Origin of the sequence: Enterobacter cloacae complex sp. GF14B, from assembly GCF_004136805.1 — a bacterium.
GTDB classification, from domain to species: domain Bacteria; phylum Pseudomonadota; class Gammaproteobacteria; order Enterobacterales; family Enterobacteriaceae; genus Enterobacter; species Enterobacter hormaechei_C.
Genome location: NZ_QFRV01000043.1, coordinates 1 through 18555 on the forward strand (window position 1 = coordinate 1; position 18555 = coordinate 18555).

16 protein-coding genes and 6 tRNA genes are annotated in these 18555 nt (G+C 54.0%); 10 read left to right on the forward strand and 12 right to left on the reverse strand.

All coding sequences use genetic code 11. From position 1 onward, the window contains the following. The 3 genes from zipA to DD606_RS14885 all read left to right on the forward strand — a co-directional run. Window positions 1-509: cell division protein ZipA (gene zipA / locus DD606_RS14875; protein WP_129258806.1), on the forward strand; the 509-nt coding region annotated here is incomplete at its 5' end. 67 nt (window positions 510-576) lie between these two features. Further along, window positions 577-2592 (forward strand): NAD-dependent DNA ligase LigA, encoded by a 2016-nt coding sequence (ligA, locus tag DD606_RS14880; protein WP_032659688.1) that lies wholly within the window; start codon window positions 577-579, stop codon window positions 2590-2592. Window position 2593: 1 nt separating this feature from the next. Then, window positions 2594-2809 carry a DUF3820 family protein gene (locus DD606_RS14885; protein WP_129258808.1) on the forward strand — a complete coding sequence of 72 codons (216 nt, stop codon included), beginning with the start codon at window positions 2594-2596 and terminating at the stop codon, window positions 2807-2809. Here the strand turns inward: DD606_RS14885 and DD606_RS14890 are convergent. Then, complete coding sequence (locus tag DD606_RS14890; RefSeq protein ID WP_003861330.1) at window positions 2806-3801, reverse strand: bile acid:sodium symporter family protein; 996 nt, start codon at window positions 3799-3801, stop codon at window positions 2806-2808. The genes DD606_RS14885 and DD606_RS14890 overlap by 4 nt on opposite strands. An 89-nt stretch (window positions 3802-3890) precedes the next feature. On the opposite strand from DD606_RS14890, the gene DD606_RS14895 reads away from it, so the two are divergent. After that, entirely contained in the window at window positions 3891-4832 is a 942-nt protein-coding gene (locus DD606_RS14895; protein ID WP_003861331.1) for a LysR family transcriptional regulator, read from the forward strand. Here DD606_RS14895 and DD606_RS14900 read toward each other — a convergent pair. From DD606_RS14900 to DD606_RS14920, 5 genes are all read right to left on the reverse strand, one after another. Beyond that, complete coding sequence (locus tag DD606_RS14900; RefSeq protein ID WP_003861333.1) at window positions 4823-5164, reverse strand: FlxA-like family protein; 342 nt, start codon at window positions 5162-5164, stop codon at window positions 4823-4825. The two genes, DD606_RS14895 and DD606_RS14900, sit on opposite strands and share 10 nt — an antisense overlap. A gap of 137 nt (window positions 5165-5301) precedes the next feature. After that, window positions 5302-5377, reverse strand: a tRNA-Lys gene (locus DD606_RS14905). Window positions 5378-5381: 4 nt separating this feature from the next. Continuing rightward, window positions 5382-5457, reverse strand: a tRNA-Val gene (locus DD606_RS14910). A gap of 29 nt (window positions 5458-5486) precedes the next feature. Next, window positions 5487-5562: transfer RNA gene (locus DD606_RS14915), tRNA-Val, on the reverse strand. A gap of 41 nt (window positions 5563-5603) precedes the next feature. Further along, window positions 5604-5679: transfer RNA gene (locus tag DD606_RS14920), tRNA-Val, on the reverse strand. Window positions 5680-5937: 258 nt separating this feature from the next. Between DD606_RS14920 and gltX the strand changes: the two genes are divergently transcribed. Continuing rightward, the gene (gene gltX, locus DD606_RS14930; protein ID WP_003861336.1) at window positions 5938-7353 is read left to right on the forward strand and encodes a glutamate--tRNA ligase; all 1416 of its coding nucleotides are present in this window, start codon (window positions 5938-5940) and stop codon (window positions 7351-7353) included. Between the two features lie 52 nt (window positions 7354-7405). Here gltX and DD606_RS14935 read toward each other — a convergent pair whose 3' ends face one another. After that, a complete protein-coding gene (locus DD606_RS14935; RefSeq protein ID WP_017383469.1) occupies window positions 7406-7792 on the reverse strand; it encodes a YfeC-like transcriptional regulator in 387 nt (128 codons plus the stop codon). Between the two features lies 1 nt (window position 7793). After that, a complete protein-coding gene (locus tag DD606_RS14940; protein WP_003861339.1) occupies window positions 7794-8153 on the reverse strand; it encodes a YfeC-like transcriptional regulator in 360 nt (119 codons plus the stop codon). Between the two features lie 217 nt (window positions 8154-8370). Between DD606_RS14940 and DD606_RS14945 the strand changes: the two genes are divergently transcribed. From DD606_RS14945 to DD606_RS14955, 3 genes are all read left to right on the forward strand, one after another. Continuing rightward, window positions 8371-8446, forward strand: a tRNA-Ala gene (locus DD606_RS14945). Between the two features lie 41 nt (window positions 8447-8487). Next, window positions 8488-8563: transfer RNA gene (locus DD606_RS14950), tRNA-Ala, on the forward strand. A 211-nt stretch (window positions 8564-8774) separates the two neighbouring features. Then, entirely contained in the window at window positions 8775-10964 is a 2190-nt protein-coding gene (locus DD606_RS14955) for an EAL domain-containing protein (RefSeq protein ID WP_032659683.1), read from the forward strand. A 45-nt stretch (window positions 10965-11009) separates the two neighbouring features. On the opposite strand, the gene nupC is transcribed toward DD606_RS14955, so the two are convergent. Further along, a complete protein-coding gene (gene nupC, locus DD606_RS14960; protein ID WP_003861341.1) occupies window positions 11010-12197 on the reverse strand; it encodes a nucleoside permease NupC in 1188 nt (395 codons plus the stop codon). Between the two features lie 345 nt (window positions 12198-12542). On the opposite strand from nupC, the gene DD606_RS14965 reads away from it, so the two are divergent. Beyond that, complete coding sequence (locus DD606_RS14965; protein WP_003861343.1) at window positions 12543-13781, forward strand: Nramp family divalent metal transporter; 1239 nt, start codon at window positions 12543-12545, stop codon at window positions 13779-13781. Window positions 13782-13814: 33 nt separating this feature from the next. Here DD606_RS14965 and ypeC read toward each other — a convergent pair whose 3' ends face one another. After that, window positions 13815-14162 (reverse strand): DUF2502 domain-containing protein YpeC, encoded by a 348-nt coding sequence (gene ypeC / locus DD606_RS14970; protein WP_003861345.1) that lies wholly within the window; start codon window positions 14160-14162, stop codon window positions 13815-13817. Window positions 14163-14288: 126 nt separating this feature from the next. Beyond that, the gene (gene mgrA, locus DD606_RS14975; RefSeq protein ID WP_045894483.1) at window positions 14289-15287 is read right to left on the reverse strand and encodes an L-glyceraldehyde 3-phosphate reductase; all 999 of its coding nucleotides are present in this window, start codon (window positions 15285-15287) and stop codon (window positions 14289-14291) included. A 186-nt stretch (window positions 15288-15473) separates the two neighbouring features. Between mgrA and ipdC the strand changes: the two genes are divergently transcribed. Continuing rightward, window positions 15474-17132 (forward strand): indolepyruvate decarboxylase, encoded by a 1659-nt coding sequence (ipdC, locus tag DD606_RS14980; RefSeq protein WP_058659055.1) that lies wholly within the window; start codon window positions 15474-15476, stop codon window positions 17130-17132. Here the strand turns inward: ipdC and DD606_RS14985 are convergent, their stop codons facing one another. Then, on the reverse strand, window positions 17133-18368 hold the full coding sequence (locus DD606_RS14985; RefSeq protein WP_045896737.1) for an ion channel protein: 1236 nt from the start codon (window positions 18366-18368) through the stop codon (window positions 17133-17135). It abuts the gene before it with no gap. Between the last annotated feature and the right edge of the window lie 187 nt (window positions 18369-18555).

An 18555-nucleotide genomic window follows, 5' to 3' on the forward strand; every position in this document is an offset into this window, starting at 1 on the left:
AGCCTGAACCGCCTGCGCCACAGCCCGCCCCGCGCGCTGAGCCAGAGCCGGTTGCAGAGCCAGAACCGGTTGTTGAAAAGCCGCAGCGTAAAGAAGCGGTGATCATTATGAACGTGGCTGCTCATCATGGCACCCATCTGAACGGTGATGTGCTGCTTAACAGCATCCAACAGGCAGGCTTCAAGTTCGGCGACATGAATATTTTCCATCGCCACCTGAGTCCTGACGGCAGCGGTCCGGCGCTGTTCAGCCTGGCCAATATGGTCAATCCAGGCACGTTTGACCCGGAAATGACCGGTGATTTCGTCACACCAGGCGTTACGATCTTTATGCAGGTGCCGTCCTACGGTGACGAGCTGCAAAACTTTAAGCTGATGCTACAGTCCGCTCAGCACATCGCCGACGAAGTGGGCGGTGTGGTGCTCGACGATCAGCGTCGAATGATGACGCCGCAGAAACTGCGCGAGTATCAGGACCGCATCCGCGAAGTTAAGGAAGCGAACGCGTAATCGTCGCGTTAACTTAACTCCTCCTCAACCCCCGCCTGTCGGGGGTTTTTCTCATTGATGGTGCGATATGGACTCAATCGAACAACAACTTACTGAACTGCGAACCACGCTTCGCCATCATGAATATCTCTATCATGTTATGGACGCACCGGAAGTGCCGGATGCGGAGTATGACCGCCTGATGCGTGAACTGCGCGAGCTGGAAGCGCAGCACCCCGAACTGATTACGCCCGATTCTCCAACGCAGCGCGTCGGTGCGGAACCGCTGGGCGCTTTCAGCCAGGTGCGCCACGAAGTGCCGATGCTGTCGCTGGATAACGTGTTTGATGAAGAGAGTTTTCTGGCTTTCAACAAGCGCGTGCAGGATCGCCTGAAGAGCGTCGACAATCTGAGCTGGTGCTGCGAGCTAAAGCTGGATGGTCTGGCCGTCAGTATTCTTTATGAGAACGGCGTGATGGTGCGTGCCGCAACGCGCGGCGACGGCACTACCGGGGAAGACATCACCACCAATGTGCGCACTATTCGTGCGATCCCGCTGAAACTGCGTGGCGATAACATTCCCGCCCGGCTGGAAGTGCGCGGGGAAGTGTTCCTTCCGCAGGCGGGCTTCGAGAAGATCAACGAAGAAGCGCGCCGTACCGGCGGGAAAGTGTTTGCTAACCCGCGTAACGCGGCGGCAGGTTCGCTGCGTCAGCTCGATCCGCGTATCACCGCGAAGCGACCGCTTACTTTCTTCTGCTACGGCGTCGGGATCCTGGAAGGCGGTGACCTGCCAGATACCCACCTGGGGCGTTTAATGCAGTTCAAAGAGTGGGGATTACCGGTAAGCAACCGCGTGCAGCTCTGCGACTCTCCGGAGGCGGTGCTGGCGTTCTATCACAAGGTTGAAGAGGATCGTCCCACGCTCGGGTTTGATATTGACGGCGTGGTGATCAAGGTTAATTCGCTGGCGTTGCAGGAACAGTTGGGATTTGTGGCCCGTGCGCCACGCTGGGCGGTGGCCTTTAAGTTTCCGGCGCAAGAGCAGATGACCTTCGTTCGCGACGTGGAGTTTCAGGTCGGACGTACGGGGGCCATTACGCCAGTGGCGCGTCTGGAGCCTGTGCAGGTGGCTGGCGTGCTGGTAAGTAACGCCACGCTGCATAACGCCGATGAAATTGCGCGTCTGGGGCTGCGAATTGGTGACAAAGTGGTGATTCGCCGCGCGGGTGATGTGATCCCACAGGTGGTTAACGTTGTGGAGTCTGAACGTCCTGCCGACACCCGTGCCATCGAGTTTCCAGCCCACTGTCCGGTATGTGGTTCTGACGTTGAGCGCGTGGAAGGTGAAGCGGTAACGCGCTGTACGGGCGGGTTAATCTGCGGCGCGCAGCGTAAAGAGTCCCTGAAGCACTTCGTCTCCCGCCGGGCGATGGACGTGGACGGAATGGGTGACAAGATTATCGACCAGTTAGTTGAGAAAGAGTACGTCCATACGCCTGCGGACCTCTTTACCCTGACGGCAGGTAAGCTGACCGGTCTTGATCGTATGGGACCGAAATCTGCCCAGAACATCGTTAACGCGCTCGAGGCGGCCAAAAACACCACCTTTGCCCGTTTCCTTTACGCGCTCGGCATTCGTGAAGTCGGAGAGGCGACGGCGGCAGGGCTGGCGGCGTATTTCGGCACGCTGGACGCGCTGGAGAAAGCCACCATCGACGAGCTACAGAAAGTCCCTGATGTCGGCATTGTGGTCGCCACCCACGTTTTCAACTTCTTCGCCGAAGAGAGCAACCGTGAAGTGATCGGTAAATTACTGGAACAGGGCATTCACTGGCCCGCACCGGTAGTGGTTAATGCCGAAGAGATCGACAGTCCGTTTGCCGGTAAAACGGTGGTGCTGACCGGCAGCCTGAGTCAGCTTTCACGCGATGACGCGAAAGCGCGCCTGGTGGCGCTGGGGGCAAAAGTGGCGGGCAGCGTATCGAAGAAAACCGACCTGGTGATTGCCGGGGAAGCGGCCGGTTCGAAGCTGGCAAAAGCGCAGGAGCTTGGCATCGAGGTAATCGACGAAGCGGAAATGATGCGCCTGTTAGGAGAGTGACGTGGAAAAAGAGCAGCTCGTTGAGATCGCCAATACGGAGATGCCGTTCGGTAAATATAAGGGTCGCAGGCTGATTAATTTACCGGAAGAGTATCTGCTGTGGTTTGCCCGTAAGGATGAGTTCCCCGCCGGGCGTCTGGGCGAGCTGATGGCTATCACGTTACTGATCAAAACAGAGGGGCTGACCCAGCTGGTTCAGCCCCTGAAACGTCCTTAAACTTTCGCGGCGTGGGTCTCTTCCTGCGCCAGCTTTTCCGTCTGCGCCTTGTAACGCCGCGCCAGTACCGCACACACCATCAGCTGGATCTGATGGAAAATCATCAGCGGCAACACCATCATCCCAATGACAGACGTCGGGAAAAGAATATTGGCCATTGGGATCCCGTTGGCCAGGCTCTTTTTCGATCCGCAAAATACAATGGTGATTTCATCGGCCTTATTGAAGCCGCATTTGCGGGCCACAAAGACGTTAACCGCGATGACAATGGCCAGCAGAACGATGCTTACCACCACAATAAACAGCAGCGATCCAGCACCCACCCTGTGCCAGATGCCGTTCACCACGGCTTCGCTGAAGGCCGTGTAAACCACCAGCAGAATGGAGCTTTGGTCCGTTTTCCCGATCCATTTTTTATGTTTCGCCACAAACTCCCCAATCCAGGGACGGGATAAGTGTCCGAGCACAAACGGCAGCAGCAGTTGCAGACAAATTTTACCCACCTGCTCCAGATTGCCTTCCGCCCCGTGCATGTTCATTAGCAGACCGACCAGCAGCGGTGAAACAAAGATCCCGAGCAGGCTGGAAGCGGAAGCAGAACAAACCGCCGCCGCGACGTTACCGCCCGCCAGCGAGGTAAAGGCAATTGCAGACTGCACGGTGGCCGGCAAAATGCACAGATAAAGGAAACCGGTATACAGCGCCGGATCGACATTCACCGGCGCCCACCAGGCGAACAGCACGCCCAGAACCGGGAAGAGGATAAAAGTGCTGCACATTACCCACAGATGCAGTCGCCAGTGGCTACCGCCTGCAATAATGGCTTCCCGGGAGAGTTTGGCGCCATGCATAAAGAACAGCAGGGCAATGGCTGCCGTGGTCAGTCCTTCAATAACCGGAACGAAACTGCCCCGCGCCGGGAAGAACGAGGCCAGCAAGACGACACCAATCAGGGTCAGCGTAAACGGATCAAGGATACGAAAAAGTTTCATAATCACTCCTGAAAACAGATGCCGCTATTGTGCTTTCTTCCCTTTGAGAAATAAAATTGATTTATTGCATCCATTCATGAATTAAACAGATGAATTATTCGTTACGTCAGCTTCGCGTTTTCGTCACCGTCGCGCAGGCCCGCAGCTTTAGCCGGGCAGGGGAGATCATTGGCCTCAGCCAGTCGGCGGTGAGCCATAGCGTTAAGGAGCTTGAAACGCAAACGGGCGTGAAGCTGCTCGACCGCACGACGCGAGAAGTGGTGCTCACCGAAGCGGGACAGCAGCTGGCAATGCGTCTGGAGAGGCTGCTGGATGAACTGAACAGTACGCTCAGGGATGTCGGCCGGCTCGGCCAACAGCTTTCCGGCACCGTGAGAGTGGCGGCGAGCCAGACGATTTCGGCGCATCTTATTCCCCAGTGCATCGCTGAAAGTAATCACCGCTATCCGGATATTGATTTTGTTTTGCATGACAGGCCGCAGCAGTGGGTACTTGAGAGTATCCGTCAGGGGGATGTGGATTTTGGCATCGTTATTGATCCCGGAGCGGTAAGCGACCTGGAATGTGAAGTGGTACTCTCGGAGCCCTTTTTATTGCTCTGCCGCGATGATGATCCTCTGGCATCGCTGCCGCAGGTGGCCTGGCAGGCCTTGCAGGGGGCAAACCTGGTGTTACAGGATTATGCATCAGGCAGCCGCCCGCTGATAGATGCCGCACTGACCGCGCAGGGTGTTAAGGCAACCATTGTGCAGGAGATCGGGCATCCTGCCACGCTGTTCCCCATGGTCGAAGCGGGGATTGGCATCAGCGTTCTGCCGGCGCTGGCGCTGCCACTGCCGCAGGGGAGTCGTTTAACGGTGAAGCGTTTCGTACCCTGTGTCGAACGCCAGCTGATGCTGGTACGCCGTAAAAACAGGTCTCTTTCCGGCGCGGCGCATGCCTGCTGGGATGTGGTGCGTATGCAGGCCGAACGTTTGATGGAGGCCCGCACACGCGATCCACTTTTTAACGAAACCAATAATCAGACGTAGATATTAATCTGATGTTCTGCGGAGGGCTTATTGATGCCTTCCGCGACTGCCTCACCTTTTTCCTGCTTTGGCATCGCCTCTTCGGCCTGCTGACGCTGCAATTGCGCCAGCTGTGCCTGCAACATAGCCAGCTGAGATTCGAGTAATTCTTGCTGCTTTTGCTTTTCTTCTGCTGTGGCATCACCCATGGCCACTTCTTTGAGCTGCTGAGTGACTTTCGTTATCTGTTTGGTCAGACGGGTGATTTGAGAAGCAATGTCGTTTCCGCCGGAGCTGTTATCTACGCTGCCGATTTCCATCGCCGACAGAGAAACGGGCTTAAGAGTTGTCATATTGAGATCCTTTTCGCCATAAAATAGAGGTATCGGCAAAGAAGGCGTGAGCTTGAGTAAAACAAGCGGTCTGGCTGCAATGGGGATGTGCTATGTCGCAGATAGCAAAAAAGCGCCTTTAGGGCGCTTTTTTACATTGGTGGGTCGTGCAGGATTCGAACCTGCGACCAATTGATTAAAAGTCAACTGCTCTACCAACTGAGCTAACGACCCGAAATGGTGGGCGATGACGGGCTCGAACCGCCGACCCCCTCCGTGTAAAGGAGATGCTCTACCAACTGAGCTAATCGCCCATTTCGGAACTGCTGCGATAAGGTGAGAATGGTGGGCGATGACGGGCTCGAACCGCCGACCCCCTCCGTGTAAAGGAGATGCTCTACCAACTGAGCTAATCGCCCAATCTCAATTCTTATCTACACTGCGAGTCTACCGAAGTAGATGGTGGGTGATGACGGGCTCGAACCGCCGACCCCCTCCGTGTAAAGGAGATGCTCTACCAACTGAGCTAATCACCCCCGCTGTGTGGAGTCGCATTATAGGGAGAGTTGAAAATGAGTCAACGCATTTTCTAAAGTTTTTATTCGTTCGTCGTAAAATTAGTCAAAACGATCGCAAAACGGACTGTGGCGCATGATTTATAAACAAAAACAGCAATCTCGAACCGGATAAAGTGATCGACATTGAGGAATCGGCCCACAGTGATAGAATATTGCCCATTGTTTTCTTCCCGGAATTTGCCGATTACCGGCATCTTTATAACGTAAGGCCATTTCATGAAAATCAAAACTCGCTTCGCGCCGAGCCCGACAGGCTATCTGCATGTCGGTGGTGCACGTACCGCTCTCTACTCCTGGCTTTTCGCACGTCACAACAACGGTGAGTTTGTGCTGCGTATTGAAGACACCGATCTGGAGCGCTCAACGCCGGAAGCAATTGAAGCCATTATGGATGGGATGAACTGGCTGAATCTGGCGTGGGACGAAGGCCCATACTTCCAGACCAAACGTTTTGACCGCTATAACGCCGTAATTGACGAGATGCTGGTGGCAGGCACGGCCTATAAGTGTTACTGCTCCAGGGAGCGTCTGGATGCGCTGCGCGAAGAGCAAATGGCAAAAGGCGAAAAACCGCGTTATGACGGTCGCTGCCGCCATGACCACAGCGAGCATGCTGCTGATGAGCCTTGCGTAGTGCGTTTTGCTAACCCGCAGGATGGCTCTGTTATCTTTGATGACCAGATCCGTGGCCCGATCGAATTCAGCAACCAGGAGCTGGATGACCTCATCATTCGTCGTACTGACGGATCGCCAACCTATAACTTCTGCGTAGTTGTGGACGACTGGGATATGGAAATCACTCACGTGATCCGTGGTGAAGACCATATCAATAACACCCCGCGTCAGATCAACATTCTGAAAGCGTTGAACGCGCCTGTACCGGTATATGCGCACGTATCAATGATCAACGGTGACGACGGTAAAAAGCTGTCCAAACGTCATGGCGCGGTGAGTGTGATGCAGTACCGTGATGACGGCTATCTGCCGGAAGCGCTGCTGAACTACCTGGTGCGTCTGGGCTGGGCTCATGGTGACCAGGAGATCTTCAGCCGCGAAGAGATGATCGAGCTGTTCTCTCTGAACTCGGTGAGCAAATCAGCCAGCGCGTTCAACACTGACAAACTGCTGTGGCTGAACCATCACTACATCAATACCATGCAGCCAGAATATGTAGCGACTTATCTGCAATGGCACATTGAACAGGCAAACATCGATACCCGTACGGGCCCTGAACTGGCGGATCTGGTGAAGCTGCTTGGCGAGCGTTGCAAAACGCTGAAAGAAATTGCTGAAAGCTGCCGTTACTTCTATGAAGAGTTTGACGCGTTCGACGCCGACGCGGCCAAGAAACACCTGCGTCCGGTTGCGCGTCAGCCGCTGGAAGTGGTGCGTGACAAACTCGAAGCCATTACCGAATGGACTGCGGAAAATGTTCACCACGCGATTCAGGCTACCGCTGATGAGCTGGAAATTGGCATGGGTAAAGTCGGTATGCCGCTGCGCGTTGCGGTGACGGGGGCAGGCCAGTCTCCGGCGCTGGACGTGACCGTTCATGCCATCGGCAAATCACGTAGCGTTGCGCGTATCAACAAAGCGCTGGACTTTATTGCTGAGCGCGAAAGCCAGCAGTAATGCTCGTGTAATACAAAAAACGGCAGGGTAACCTGCCGTTTTTTTATGCCTGTTATTCAGCAATACCAAGACGCGTGAGAAAACCCTGCAACCCTTCACGAGCGAGCAACTTGTGCAAACGTTCCTGTTCGACAGTCGTCATGTTTTCCAGCGAGTCGATAATTTGTGGAAGCAGGCTGGATGAGGTTGCCACGCCGTAATGGGAAGGGCTTTCCGCCACATGGTAAACAGCCCGACGGTTACGAATGGCAGGAAGGCTAATGATGTGCTCCTTAACGTGCGCATCAATACATATCACCCTCGCTCTTCCGCCTTTTACACCGTTGATACCTTCCGTTTTCCATCCCTTCTGTCGTATCCAGCGATTAACGGTTTGTCGGGCTACGCCCAGACTGTCCGCCAGCTCTTCCGTGGTCATTTTGCTGCGTAATCTTTTCATATCAGCGTTGGTCGCGAATCCCTAAACGTTGTAACAAGCCGGTAATCCCTTCCCGCAGTAACAGCGATGTCATCTGCTTTTGCTCTTCCGGCGTCATTTCATTCGCCAGCGTCAGGAGCAGGGCATGAAGCGAGCCCTCGTGGTACGTATCTGGCAGTTCCGGCGTCTCTGTTGCCCTGCGCGCGCTGCGAATAAAGTCGCGCACTTTTTCATTGACGTGTACCAGACGCGCCTTGCCACCCTGAACGCCTGGCTTTGGCGATGTAATCCAACCCTCTTTGCGTACCCATTTATTGATGGTCTGTCGGCTATAGCCAGTCAGCAGGGCTAACTCTTCTGGCGTCATTCGTTCCTTGATCATACAATTTCCTGAATATCTGTGGGGTTAATTAGTGGTTCATTTTATAGCACCGTTTTACGTGAAAACGTGACAAGCTTAACTCCTGGCTGCGAGCAGGCTCGCAAAGTGATTCATTTGCATGATTTTTCGGCGGTTGAAAGGCGGAGGTGGAATTTGCCGTTGACACTCTGCGGCGGAATTCATATTATGCCGCCCGTCAACATGACAGCTTTACGACGGGGCTATAGCTCAGCTGGGAGAGCGCCTGCATGGCATGCAGGAGGTCAGCGGTTCGATCCCGCTTAGCTCCACCAAACTCTGAACCCAACAGAGTGCGGTAGGTAAAGTAACATGTGGGGCTATAGCTCAGCTGGAAGAGCGCTTGCATGGCATGCAAGAGGTCAGCGGTTCGATCCCGCTTAGCTCCACCAAAATTTAAACCCTCGTCGCAAGACGGGGGTTTTTTTATATCTTGTAAAATGTTTAGACTCTTTTTGTTGCCAGCAATGTCGTTTTCTATACATCACCTCAATCCAAATCAATAAACAAGTCTATAAATAGACCTGAACTTGATTCGTGCAATTAATAAACCTATTATCCATCCGGTCAATAAGACGATGGTTAAATAGATCACACGGATTAATGAATAGAAAAATTTACAATAATGTAAAAATATTTATGATTGTCCTGGCGTTAAGCCTGATTACGATCCCCTTTTCCCGTTATATCTCCCCGCGCGCTATCGTCAACGAAAATGATGTTTATTTAGCGTGGTTGCCCTTAAGCGCCATGCTCGCCATCGTATTGTTATTTGGACGTCGGGCAATCATTCCTTTACTGATTGGATTTAGTGTTACTAACATTTATTACTTTGATTTAGCATTACTACAATCTTCCGTGTTATTAATTTGTCAGACGTTTGCCGTCTTCGCTGCCTGTGGCGTCATCCGTCTGATGCTGGGCAAACGCTGGCGACACAGCATCCCGAATAAGTACATCGGTATACGTATTTTCTGGCTCGGATTTGTGGTTCCTGTAGGCATCAAATTATCGATGTATCTGGCGGGATATTTATTTGATTTTCCGGTGACAATCTCCTCCTATTTCGGCGAAGGCTCTGCAATTTATAACGTTATCGATATTCAAAGCCTGATTTGTGCCGCCCTGATTTTCACCATGATGTTCTACTACCCGTTAAGAATGATAATTAATCCCCGGTATGCCCGAACATTCTGGCGGCGAAGCGTGAAGCCCCTCTTTTGTCACAAAAAAGTGTTATTTATCGTTGTGTGGCTGATGCTGTTGGTCTCGATGATCGCTATTTTGTGCGCGCCTTTCGAGTCACAGTTTATTGCTGGTTATTTGATGCCAATCGTTTTTATTCTTTTTACCCTGGGGATTGGTCGTCTGAGCTATGCGCTCATCTCTTTACTCTGGGCGGCCTCGGCGCTCATGCTGTTGACCTACAATTATAATTTTCTTAATGGCGTTGAATCGGGCCACTCGCTCTCCTTTATCTTGTCGGTACTGATCTCTTTCGCCATCTGCCTGCTTTACATGTCGCGGATCTATCAGAAAAGTGAATGGCTGAAACAGGGGTGGCAGGAGAGGGCGCTTACCGATCCGCTCACCGGTCTGCCTAACATTCGTGCGCTGGAAGTGTTTTTACAGCACCATCCCGAAGCCAAAATCTGCTGCCTGCGCCTGGATAATCTGGAATTTCTGAGCCGTCATTACGGCATCCTCATGCGTGTACACTGTAAAAAGATGATCACCGCGTCGCTGCAACCGTTATTGCAAAAAGACGAGAAGCTCTTTCAGTTGCCAGGCAGTGAGCTGGTGGTGGTCTTGTTGGGTCCGGGCACGGCTGAACGTCTGCAATATATGGTTGATCATCTGAACAGCCGTAAGATTGTCTGGAACAAGACTGAGCTCGACATTGAGTTTGGCGCCTCCTGGGGCGAAGTGCCGGATGGGGAAAGCCTGCACCACACGCTGGGTCAGCTGAGCTGGCTGTCCGAGCAATCCTGTGGCGGGCATAACGTTCTGGCGTTAACCAACAGTCTGGATGATGTCTCTGGTCAGACGACGGACAGGGTGCTAATGCTGGCCCGCATAAAACGCGCCCTTGATATCGGCGGTCTTCACCTTTACGCCCAGCCAATTCACAACGCGCGCGGAGAAGGGTACTTTGAAATCCTCTCCAGGCTGGAAAGCGATGGCGAGATCATCACCCCTGACCGCTTTATTCCGCTGATTGCTCAGTTCAACCTGAGCCACCGGTTTGACCTGAACGTGTTGGAAAAATTGCTGATGTGGATGCGCAGCCATCCGTCCGGACGTGCAGGAACGCGCTTCTCCGTTAATCTGATGCCGCTGACGCTGATGCAAAATGAGATTGCGGCTGAGATCATCGCGCTTTTTGAACGCTACGCCATTGCGCCGCAAAATATCATCATTGAGATCACCGAGGAACAGGCTTTCTCAGACTCGGGAAGCAGCATCAAAAATATCCAGCAGCTGCGTGATTACGGCTTCCGCATTGCCATAGACGACTTTGGTACCGGCTATGCCAACTTTGAGCGCCTGAAGCGGCTGGAGGCCGATATCATTAAGATCGATGGTTGCTTCGTGAAAGATATCTGCACCGACAGCATGGATGCGATGATCGTGCAGTCCATTTGCAACATGGCAAAAACGAAATCGCTGTGTGTGGTGGCTGAATATGTGGAAACGGCTGAACAACGCGAGATGTTGTTGCGATTTGGCGTAGATTATTTGCAGGGCTATTTGATTGGTAAACCCCAGCCTCTGGCGGCGCTGGAAGCATAAAAAAACCGGGAGCGAGGACTCCCGGTTTTTATTACGCGGTATGAATTACAGAACCAGTGCTGCAATAGAGGCAGACAGGACGCTCACCAGCGTTGAACCGTAAACCAGCTTCAGGCCAAAGCGAGAAACCACGTTACCCTGCTCTTCGTTCAGGCCTTTAATCGCGCCAGCGATGATACCGATGGAAGAGAAGTTCGCGAAGGAGACCAGGAAGACGGACAGGATCCCTTCCGCACGTGGGGAGAGTGTGCTGGCAATCTTCTGGAGATCCATCATCGCCACGAATTCGTTGGATACCAGTTTCGTTGCCATGATACTGCCCACCTGCAACGCTTCGTGAGCGGGCACGCCCATCACCCAGGCAACCGGGTAGAAGATATAGCCCAGAATACCCTGGAAGGAGATACCGAGTACGGCCGCAAACAGGGCGTTCAGCGCAGCGATCAGCGCGATAAAGCCAATCAGCATCGCGGCAACGATAATTGCAACCTTGAAACCCGCCAGAATGTATTCACCCAGCATTTCGAAGAAGCTCTGCCCCTCGTGCAGGTTAGACATCTGAATGTTCTCTTCGCTGGCATCCACGCGGTACGGGTTAATCAGCGAAAGCACGATAAAGGTGCTGAACATGTTCAGAACCAGGGCCGCAACCACGTATTTTGGTTCCAGCATGGTCATATACGCGCCCACGATAGACATGGAAACGGTAGACATTGCGGTTGCCGCCATGGTGTACATGCGGTTACGGGACATCTTGCCGAGGATATCTTTATACGCAATGAAGTTCTCAGACTGACCGAGGATCAGTGAGCTGACTGCGTTAAAGGATTCCAGTTTACCCATGCCGTTAACTTTCGATAACAGGAAGCCGATCGCACGGATAACCACCGGAAGAACGCGGATGTGCTGAAGGATACCGATCAGGGCAGAGATGAAGACGATAGGGCAGAGTACCTTCAGGAAGAAGAAGGCCAGACCCTGATCGTTCATGCTGCCAAAGACGAAGTTTGTCCCTTCGTTGGCAAATCCGAGCAGTTTTTCGAACATTTCGGAGAAGCCTTTCACGAAGCCGAGGCCTACGTTGGAGTTCAGGAAGAACCACGCAAGTAAAACTTCAATGACCAGCAGCTGGACAACATAGCGAATACGAATTTTTTTGCGGTCTGTGCTGACCAGCAATGCAAGTGCAGTAACGACAACAAGTGCCAGGACAAAATGAAGGACGCGGTCCATATTTGCTCCAAATATGAGGCAGGTTTAATTTCCGTGCACATTCTATGTAACAAGCACAAAGAAAACGAGATCAAGCCCACACTATAGTTACATCCTGTGACGAGTCTCAAAAATAGTGATCAACAATACATTTTTGTTATGTTAGGTAAATGAGTGAAAAGTTAAGTTTGTGTGCTACGCTTCACAAATGTCTGCGCATTTTCACATTCTGTGACCTTGCTCCACCTGTCTGTCTATCGTTCCTGGCTATCAGAGAAATCATGTTAACCATTTCAAATGAACTTGATAATCATTCTCATTTTGATAGCATAAAACATAGCAAAGGCTATATTTCCAGAGGCAGAAATGACGAATAGTCGCGTAGAGAGTAGCAGCGGCAGAGCGGCACGCAAGCTGCGGCTCGCATTAATGGGACCGGCATTCATTGCCGCGATTGGCTACATCGATCCGGGTAATTTTGCGACCAACATTCAGGCCGGGGCCAGCTTCGGCTATAAACTGCTGTGGGTTGTGGTCTGGGCCAATCTGATGGCGATGCTGATTCAGATGCTCTCCGCGAAGCTGGGTATTGCTACCGGAAAAAACCTGGCGGAGCAAATCCGCGATCATTATCCACGTCCGGCAGTTTGGTTTTACTGGGTTCAGGCGGAAATTATCGCCATGGCCACCGATCTCGCCGAGTTTATCGGGGCGGCGATCGGCTTTAAGCTTATTCTGGGCGTCTCTCTGCTTCAGGGGGCCGTGCTGACCGGTATCGCCACTTTCCTGATTCTGATGCTCCAGCGGCGGGGGCAAAAACCGCTGGAGAAAGTCATCGGCGGCCTGCTGCTGTTCGTCGCTGCCGCCTATATTGTTGAGCTGATTTTCTCCCAGCCGAATCTGGCGCAGCTGACGAAAGGGATGGTGATCCCGTCGTTACCCACTTCTGAAGCCGTTTTTCTGGCTGCCGGGGTGCTGGGGGCGACCATTATGCCGCACGTCATTTATCTACACTCTTCATTAACCCAGAATCTGCATGGCGGGACGAGTAAAGAGCGCTACTCCGCCTCGAAATGGGATGTGGCTATCGCGATGACCATTGCCGGATTTGTGAATCTGGCGATGATGGCCACCGCCGCCGCCGCGTTCCACTTTAACGGGCATACCGGGGTTGCCGATCTTGACCAGGCTTACCTGACGCTGGAGCCGTTGCTGAGTCATGCCGCTGCCACTATTTTTGGTTTAAGCCTGGTTGCTGCGGGCCTTTCATCTACGGTTGTGGGGACACTGGCCGGGCAGGTGGTGATGCAGGGGTTCGTACGTTTCCATATTCCGCTGTGGGTTCGCCGCTCGGTCACGATGCTGCCTTCCTTTGTTGTGATCCTGATGGGGCTGGATCCGACCCGCATTCTGGTGATGAGTCAGGTGCTGCTGAGTTTCGGGATTGCGCTGGCGCTGGTGCCGCTGCTGATCTTCACCAGCAACAAATCACTGATGGGCGATCTGGTGAATTCGACGTGGGTGAAACGCGCCGGGTGGGCCATTGTGGTCGTGGTGGTGGCGTTAAACTTGTGGTTGCTGATAGGCACAGCCGCAGGCCTGTAAAAGAAAAAGGAGCCGGAAGGCTCCTTTTTGTTGTTAATGGTGATGGCCGTGACCGTGGCCTCTGCCTTTTCCGTGACCCCAGCCGCCACGGCGGTCGTCACGATCTTTCCAGCCTTCGCGGTAGCCGCGTTCGTAAGCCTTACGCTTATCCCAGCCACGGTGATAGCCGTTATCGTGTTTCCACCAGCGGTTTTGACGCCATTCATAATGGCGATGCCAGTAGTCACGGTCGCGCCAGTAGCCACCGTCCCAGTATCTGCCGTAGTCATCACGATCGCCAATTTGTAATTTAATCGATGGCAACAGGGTGATTTCGCCCGCATTGGCGACCAGCGGGGCCGAAGCCAGTAATACCGCTGCAAGAATCAGTGACCTGAACATACTCTTCTCCTTCACGATCGGGGCCGCTGTGCGACCTGTTAACGCAATTTTACGAGTTGGTAAACATTCGTTTCATCGCCTCAACTCCTAAATCATGAACGAGAGCACTTTTTGCTAAAAGTGTTTTTAATCTGAACTGGACAGGATCGTATCTATCGTCTTGAGCTCTTCTGCCGTGAACCGACAATTTTCAAGCACGCCTGCTGCATCATCAATTTGTCCGGTCTTGCTTGCGCCGATGAGCACGGATGTCACCGCATCGTGGCGCAGGATCCAGGCCAGTGCCATTTGCGACAGCTTTTGCCCCCGTTTTTCCGCCAGCGCATTCAGCTTACGTACCTTTTCCAGCTTTTTGTCGGTGATCTGTTCCGGATTAAGGAACTTACTGCCGCTTGCTGCGCGAGAATCCGCTGGGATGCCGTTCAGATAGCGATCGGTCAACTGTCCGCCCGCCAGTGGAGAGAAGGGGATACATCCCACCCCTTTTTGCTGCAACACGTCCAGCAACCCCTCTTCAGGCGCACGTTCAAACATGGAGTACTTCGGCTGGTGGATCAAACATGGCGTGCCCAGATCCTCCAGTATTTCAATCGCCTGCCGTGCCATTTCTGCCGGGTAGTTGGACAGACCGATGTACAGCGCTTTGCCCTGACGCACCACATGGTCAAGCGCTTTCATGGTTTCACGTAGCGGCGTGTGTGGATCCGGGCGGTGGTGATAGAAGATATCGACATACTCCAGCCCCATACGCTTGAGGCTCTGGTCCAGGCTTGCGATCAGATATTTACGCGAGCCCCAGTCACCGTAAGGCCCGTCCCACATGGTGTAGCCCGCTTTAGTGGAGATGATCAGCTCATCGCGCCAGGGCAGGAAATCCTCCTGCAAAATGCGCCCAAAATTACGTTCGGCCGAACCAGGAGGCGGGCCGTAATTATTGGCAAGGTCAAAATGCGTAATACCCAAATTGAAAGCACGCTGTAAAAGTTGACGGCTGTTTTCGAGCAACGTCGCGTCGCCAAAATTATGCCACAACCCCAGCGAGATGGCGGGAAGCTTAAGACCGCTTTGCCCACAGCGGCGATATTGCATTGTCTGATAACGATTTTTGTCAGGCTGATAACCCATTTGTGAGACCTCTGGCGCTGGAAAGAAACATCCGTGTATACGTTTACACTAATCTGAAGAAAATGAGCATAGCGCAGCTTTTTTCGTAAAGCATTCTTTCCAGCCCCTGATTGTCGTCAATTCTGGACACGCTTCACGCTTATTTAATACTCAGAGTGAGGTCAACGTCAGAAGGACACTTATAATATGCGTACCCCCTATTGCGTCGCCGATTACCTGCTGGACCGACTAACAGATTGTGGTGCCGATCATCTGTTTGGCGTGCCGGGCGACTATAACCTGCAATTTCTCGATCACGTGATAGACAGCCCGGACATCTGCTGGGTGGGCTGTGCCAACGAACTGAACGCGTCTTACGCCGCAGACGGCTATGCCCGCTGTAAGGGCTTTGCCGCACTCCTGACGACATTCGGCGTTGGGGAGTTAAGCGCCATGAACGGTGTGGCGGGCAGCTTTGCCGAACATGTTCCCGTCCTCCATATTGTAGGGGCCCCGGGTATGGCGGCGCAGCAGCGAGGAGAGTTACTGCACCATACGTTGGGCGACGGCGAGTTCCGCCACTTCTATCATATGAGCGAACCCATCACCGTTGCGCAGGCGGTGCTTACGGAACAAAACGCCTGCTATGAAATTGACAGAGTCCTGACCACCATGCTGCGGGAGCGCCGTCCGGGCTATCTGATGCTGCCCGCCGATGTGGCGAAAAAAGCCGCTACACCTCCTGTAAGCGCTCTCACTGTTAACCCCGCACCGGCCGATTCAGCCTGCTTGCAGGCGTTCCGTGAGGCTGCCGAAAAGCGCTTGTCTACGAGCAAACGCACCGCGCTGTTAGCGGACTTCCTGGTACTCCGCCACGGTCTGCGCGCGGCCCTTCAGACGTGGGTGAAAGAGGTGCCGATGGCACACGCCACCATGCTGATGGGCAAGGGAATTTTTGACGAACGACAGAGCGGTTTTTACGGCACCTACAGCGGATCGGCGAGCGCCGCGCCGGTCAAAGAGGCCATCGAGGGTGCTGATACGGTGCTGTGCATTGGCACGCGCTTTACCGATACGCTCACTGCCGGATTTACCCACCAGCTTACGCCAGACCAGACGATAGAGGTTCAGCCTCACGCGTCCCGCGTCGGCGACGTCTGGTTTACGGGTATCCCGATGAGGGAGGCCATTGAAACGCTGACAGCGCTGTGTAAAACCTATGTTCGTGATACGCGAGCGCCATCGGATCACAGCAGCTTTTCGTTCCCGACTATTGAAGGGGCGCTGACTCAGGAGAGCTTCTGGCGTACCCTGCAAACGTTTATTCGCCCCGGAGACATTATTCTGGCTGACCAGGGGACGTCTGCTTTCGGCGCTATCGATCTGCGTTTACCGGCGGACGTGAACTTTATCGTCCAGCCGCTGTGGGGATCGATTGGCTACACGCTGGCGGCGGCGTTTGGCGCGCAAACGGCGTGTCCGAACCGACGCGTGATTGTCCTGACGGGCGACGGCGCCGCGCAGTTGACCATTCAGGAGCTGGGATCCATGCTGCGCGACAAGCAGCGCCCGATTATTCTGGTGCTTAACAACGAAGGATACACGGTGGAAAGGGCCATCCACGGGCCGGAGCAGCGCTATAACGATATTGCCCTCTGGAACTGGACGCAGATACCGCAGGCGCTGAGCCTGGCGCCTCAGGCAGAGTGCTGGCGCGTCAGCGAAGCGGAAGCGCTGGCGGAGGTGCTGGATAAAGTGGCACACCATGAGCGGCTTTCGCTGATCGAGGTCATGCTGCCGAAAGCCGATATTCCGCCGCTGCTGAGCGCGCTGACCAAAGCGCTGGAGGCGCGCAATAACGCCTGATTACCTGTCGTTTCGCCATGCCATCAGCATCGGTTTGCCCGCCAGCAGGAGCCAGGCGGGCAACATCACGATACAGAGCAGCGGCAGAAGCGTGGTATCCGGCACGACAACGGCCGCCATAAACAGGCTCAGCCACGCATCGCGCGTGACCACCAGTACCAGCCCCAGAATGGAGCAGGAGACGGTAATCGCCGCAGGGACAGCGTCAACGTGCTCATGCAGCATCAGCCCCAGCGCGACGCCAACAAATACCGCCGGGAAGATACGACCTCCCCGGAAACCACAGGCCGCCGCGACCACCAGCGCCGCCAGTTTCACCAGCGCGAACAGCAGATAATCTGAGACGCTGAAGACCTGGCTGAAGGCCAGCTGCTGCATCTCGTCCAGACCCTTAAACAGCGTAACCGTCCCGCCGATAGCGCCTAAAACGCCCAGAATAAAACCCCCCATGCCCAGAATCAGCACCGGATGCTTCAGCCTGTGCATCAGGCGATGCAGGCGAGGAAGACACCACACCGCGACCATCCCCAACGCAATGGCGATCGCGACGACGACGGCGCCGCTGAAAATATCGGTGAGTTGCATCTGGCCGTAGTGGGGAATGGAGAGTGAAAAATGGGGATGGAAAAACAGGCTGGTGGTGAGGGCTCCCGCAGCGGCGGCCATTAGCGGCGCGAAGAGTTTATCCCAAAGCGGCACCTCATGATCACTGCTGAGCGTTTGCGAAAAAATGAGCGCAGCCGCGACCGGAGTGCCAAACAGCGCCCCGATGGTGCCAGCGGAGGCCAGGATCGTCCAGTCCAGCGCGCCAACGCGCGGGAAAAGACGCGCCCCCAGAAAGACCGCCAGCGCGATATTCACCGCCATAATGGGATGTTCAGGCCCGAGGCTTACGCCGCCCGCAAGACCGATTATCAGCGCGATGATAAGCCCCGGCAGAGCCGAGGGGGAGACAGGCGCGCCAATCAAGGGTTCCAGTGCCGGGTCCGGCCCGGCATGGCCCGGGCTATAGCGGATCACCAGCCCTACGGCAATCCCGGTCAGGGTCAGCATCACCATGATCCAGCCCGGCGAGTCACTGCTGATGCCGAGTTTTACCGGAAGCGCGGTCCATAAAATCGTTTGCAGCACCGCCGCCACTTTCATGACGACGATGAGCACCAGGCTCGACGCCACGCCAATAATCAGCGCCGGGACAGCCAATAACAGCATGGTTCTGGCTCGCGGATGGAGCATGATGATTTCCTTGTACAAAACGGCTTAACGTTACTTTGCACAATCAGCATTGTGGCAATAGTGCAAAAGGTGCTGAAACGGTAAAGTTATTATGTGACGAAGATCGATAATCCATGGGCAGTCACCTTCTGGTCGTTGTTGTTATCACGCCTTGAATTTACAGTGTCCCAAAGATTTATTCTGACTT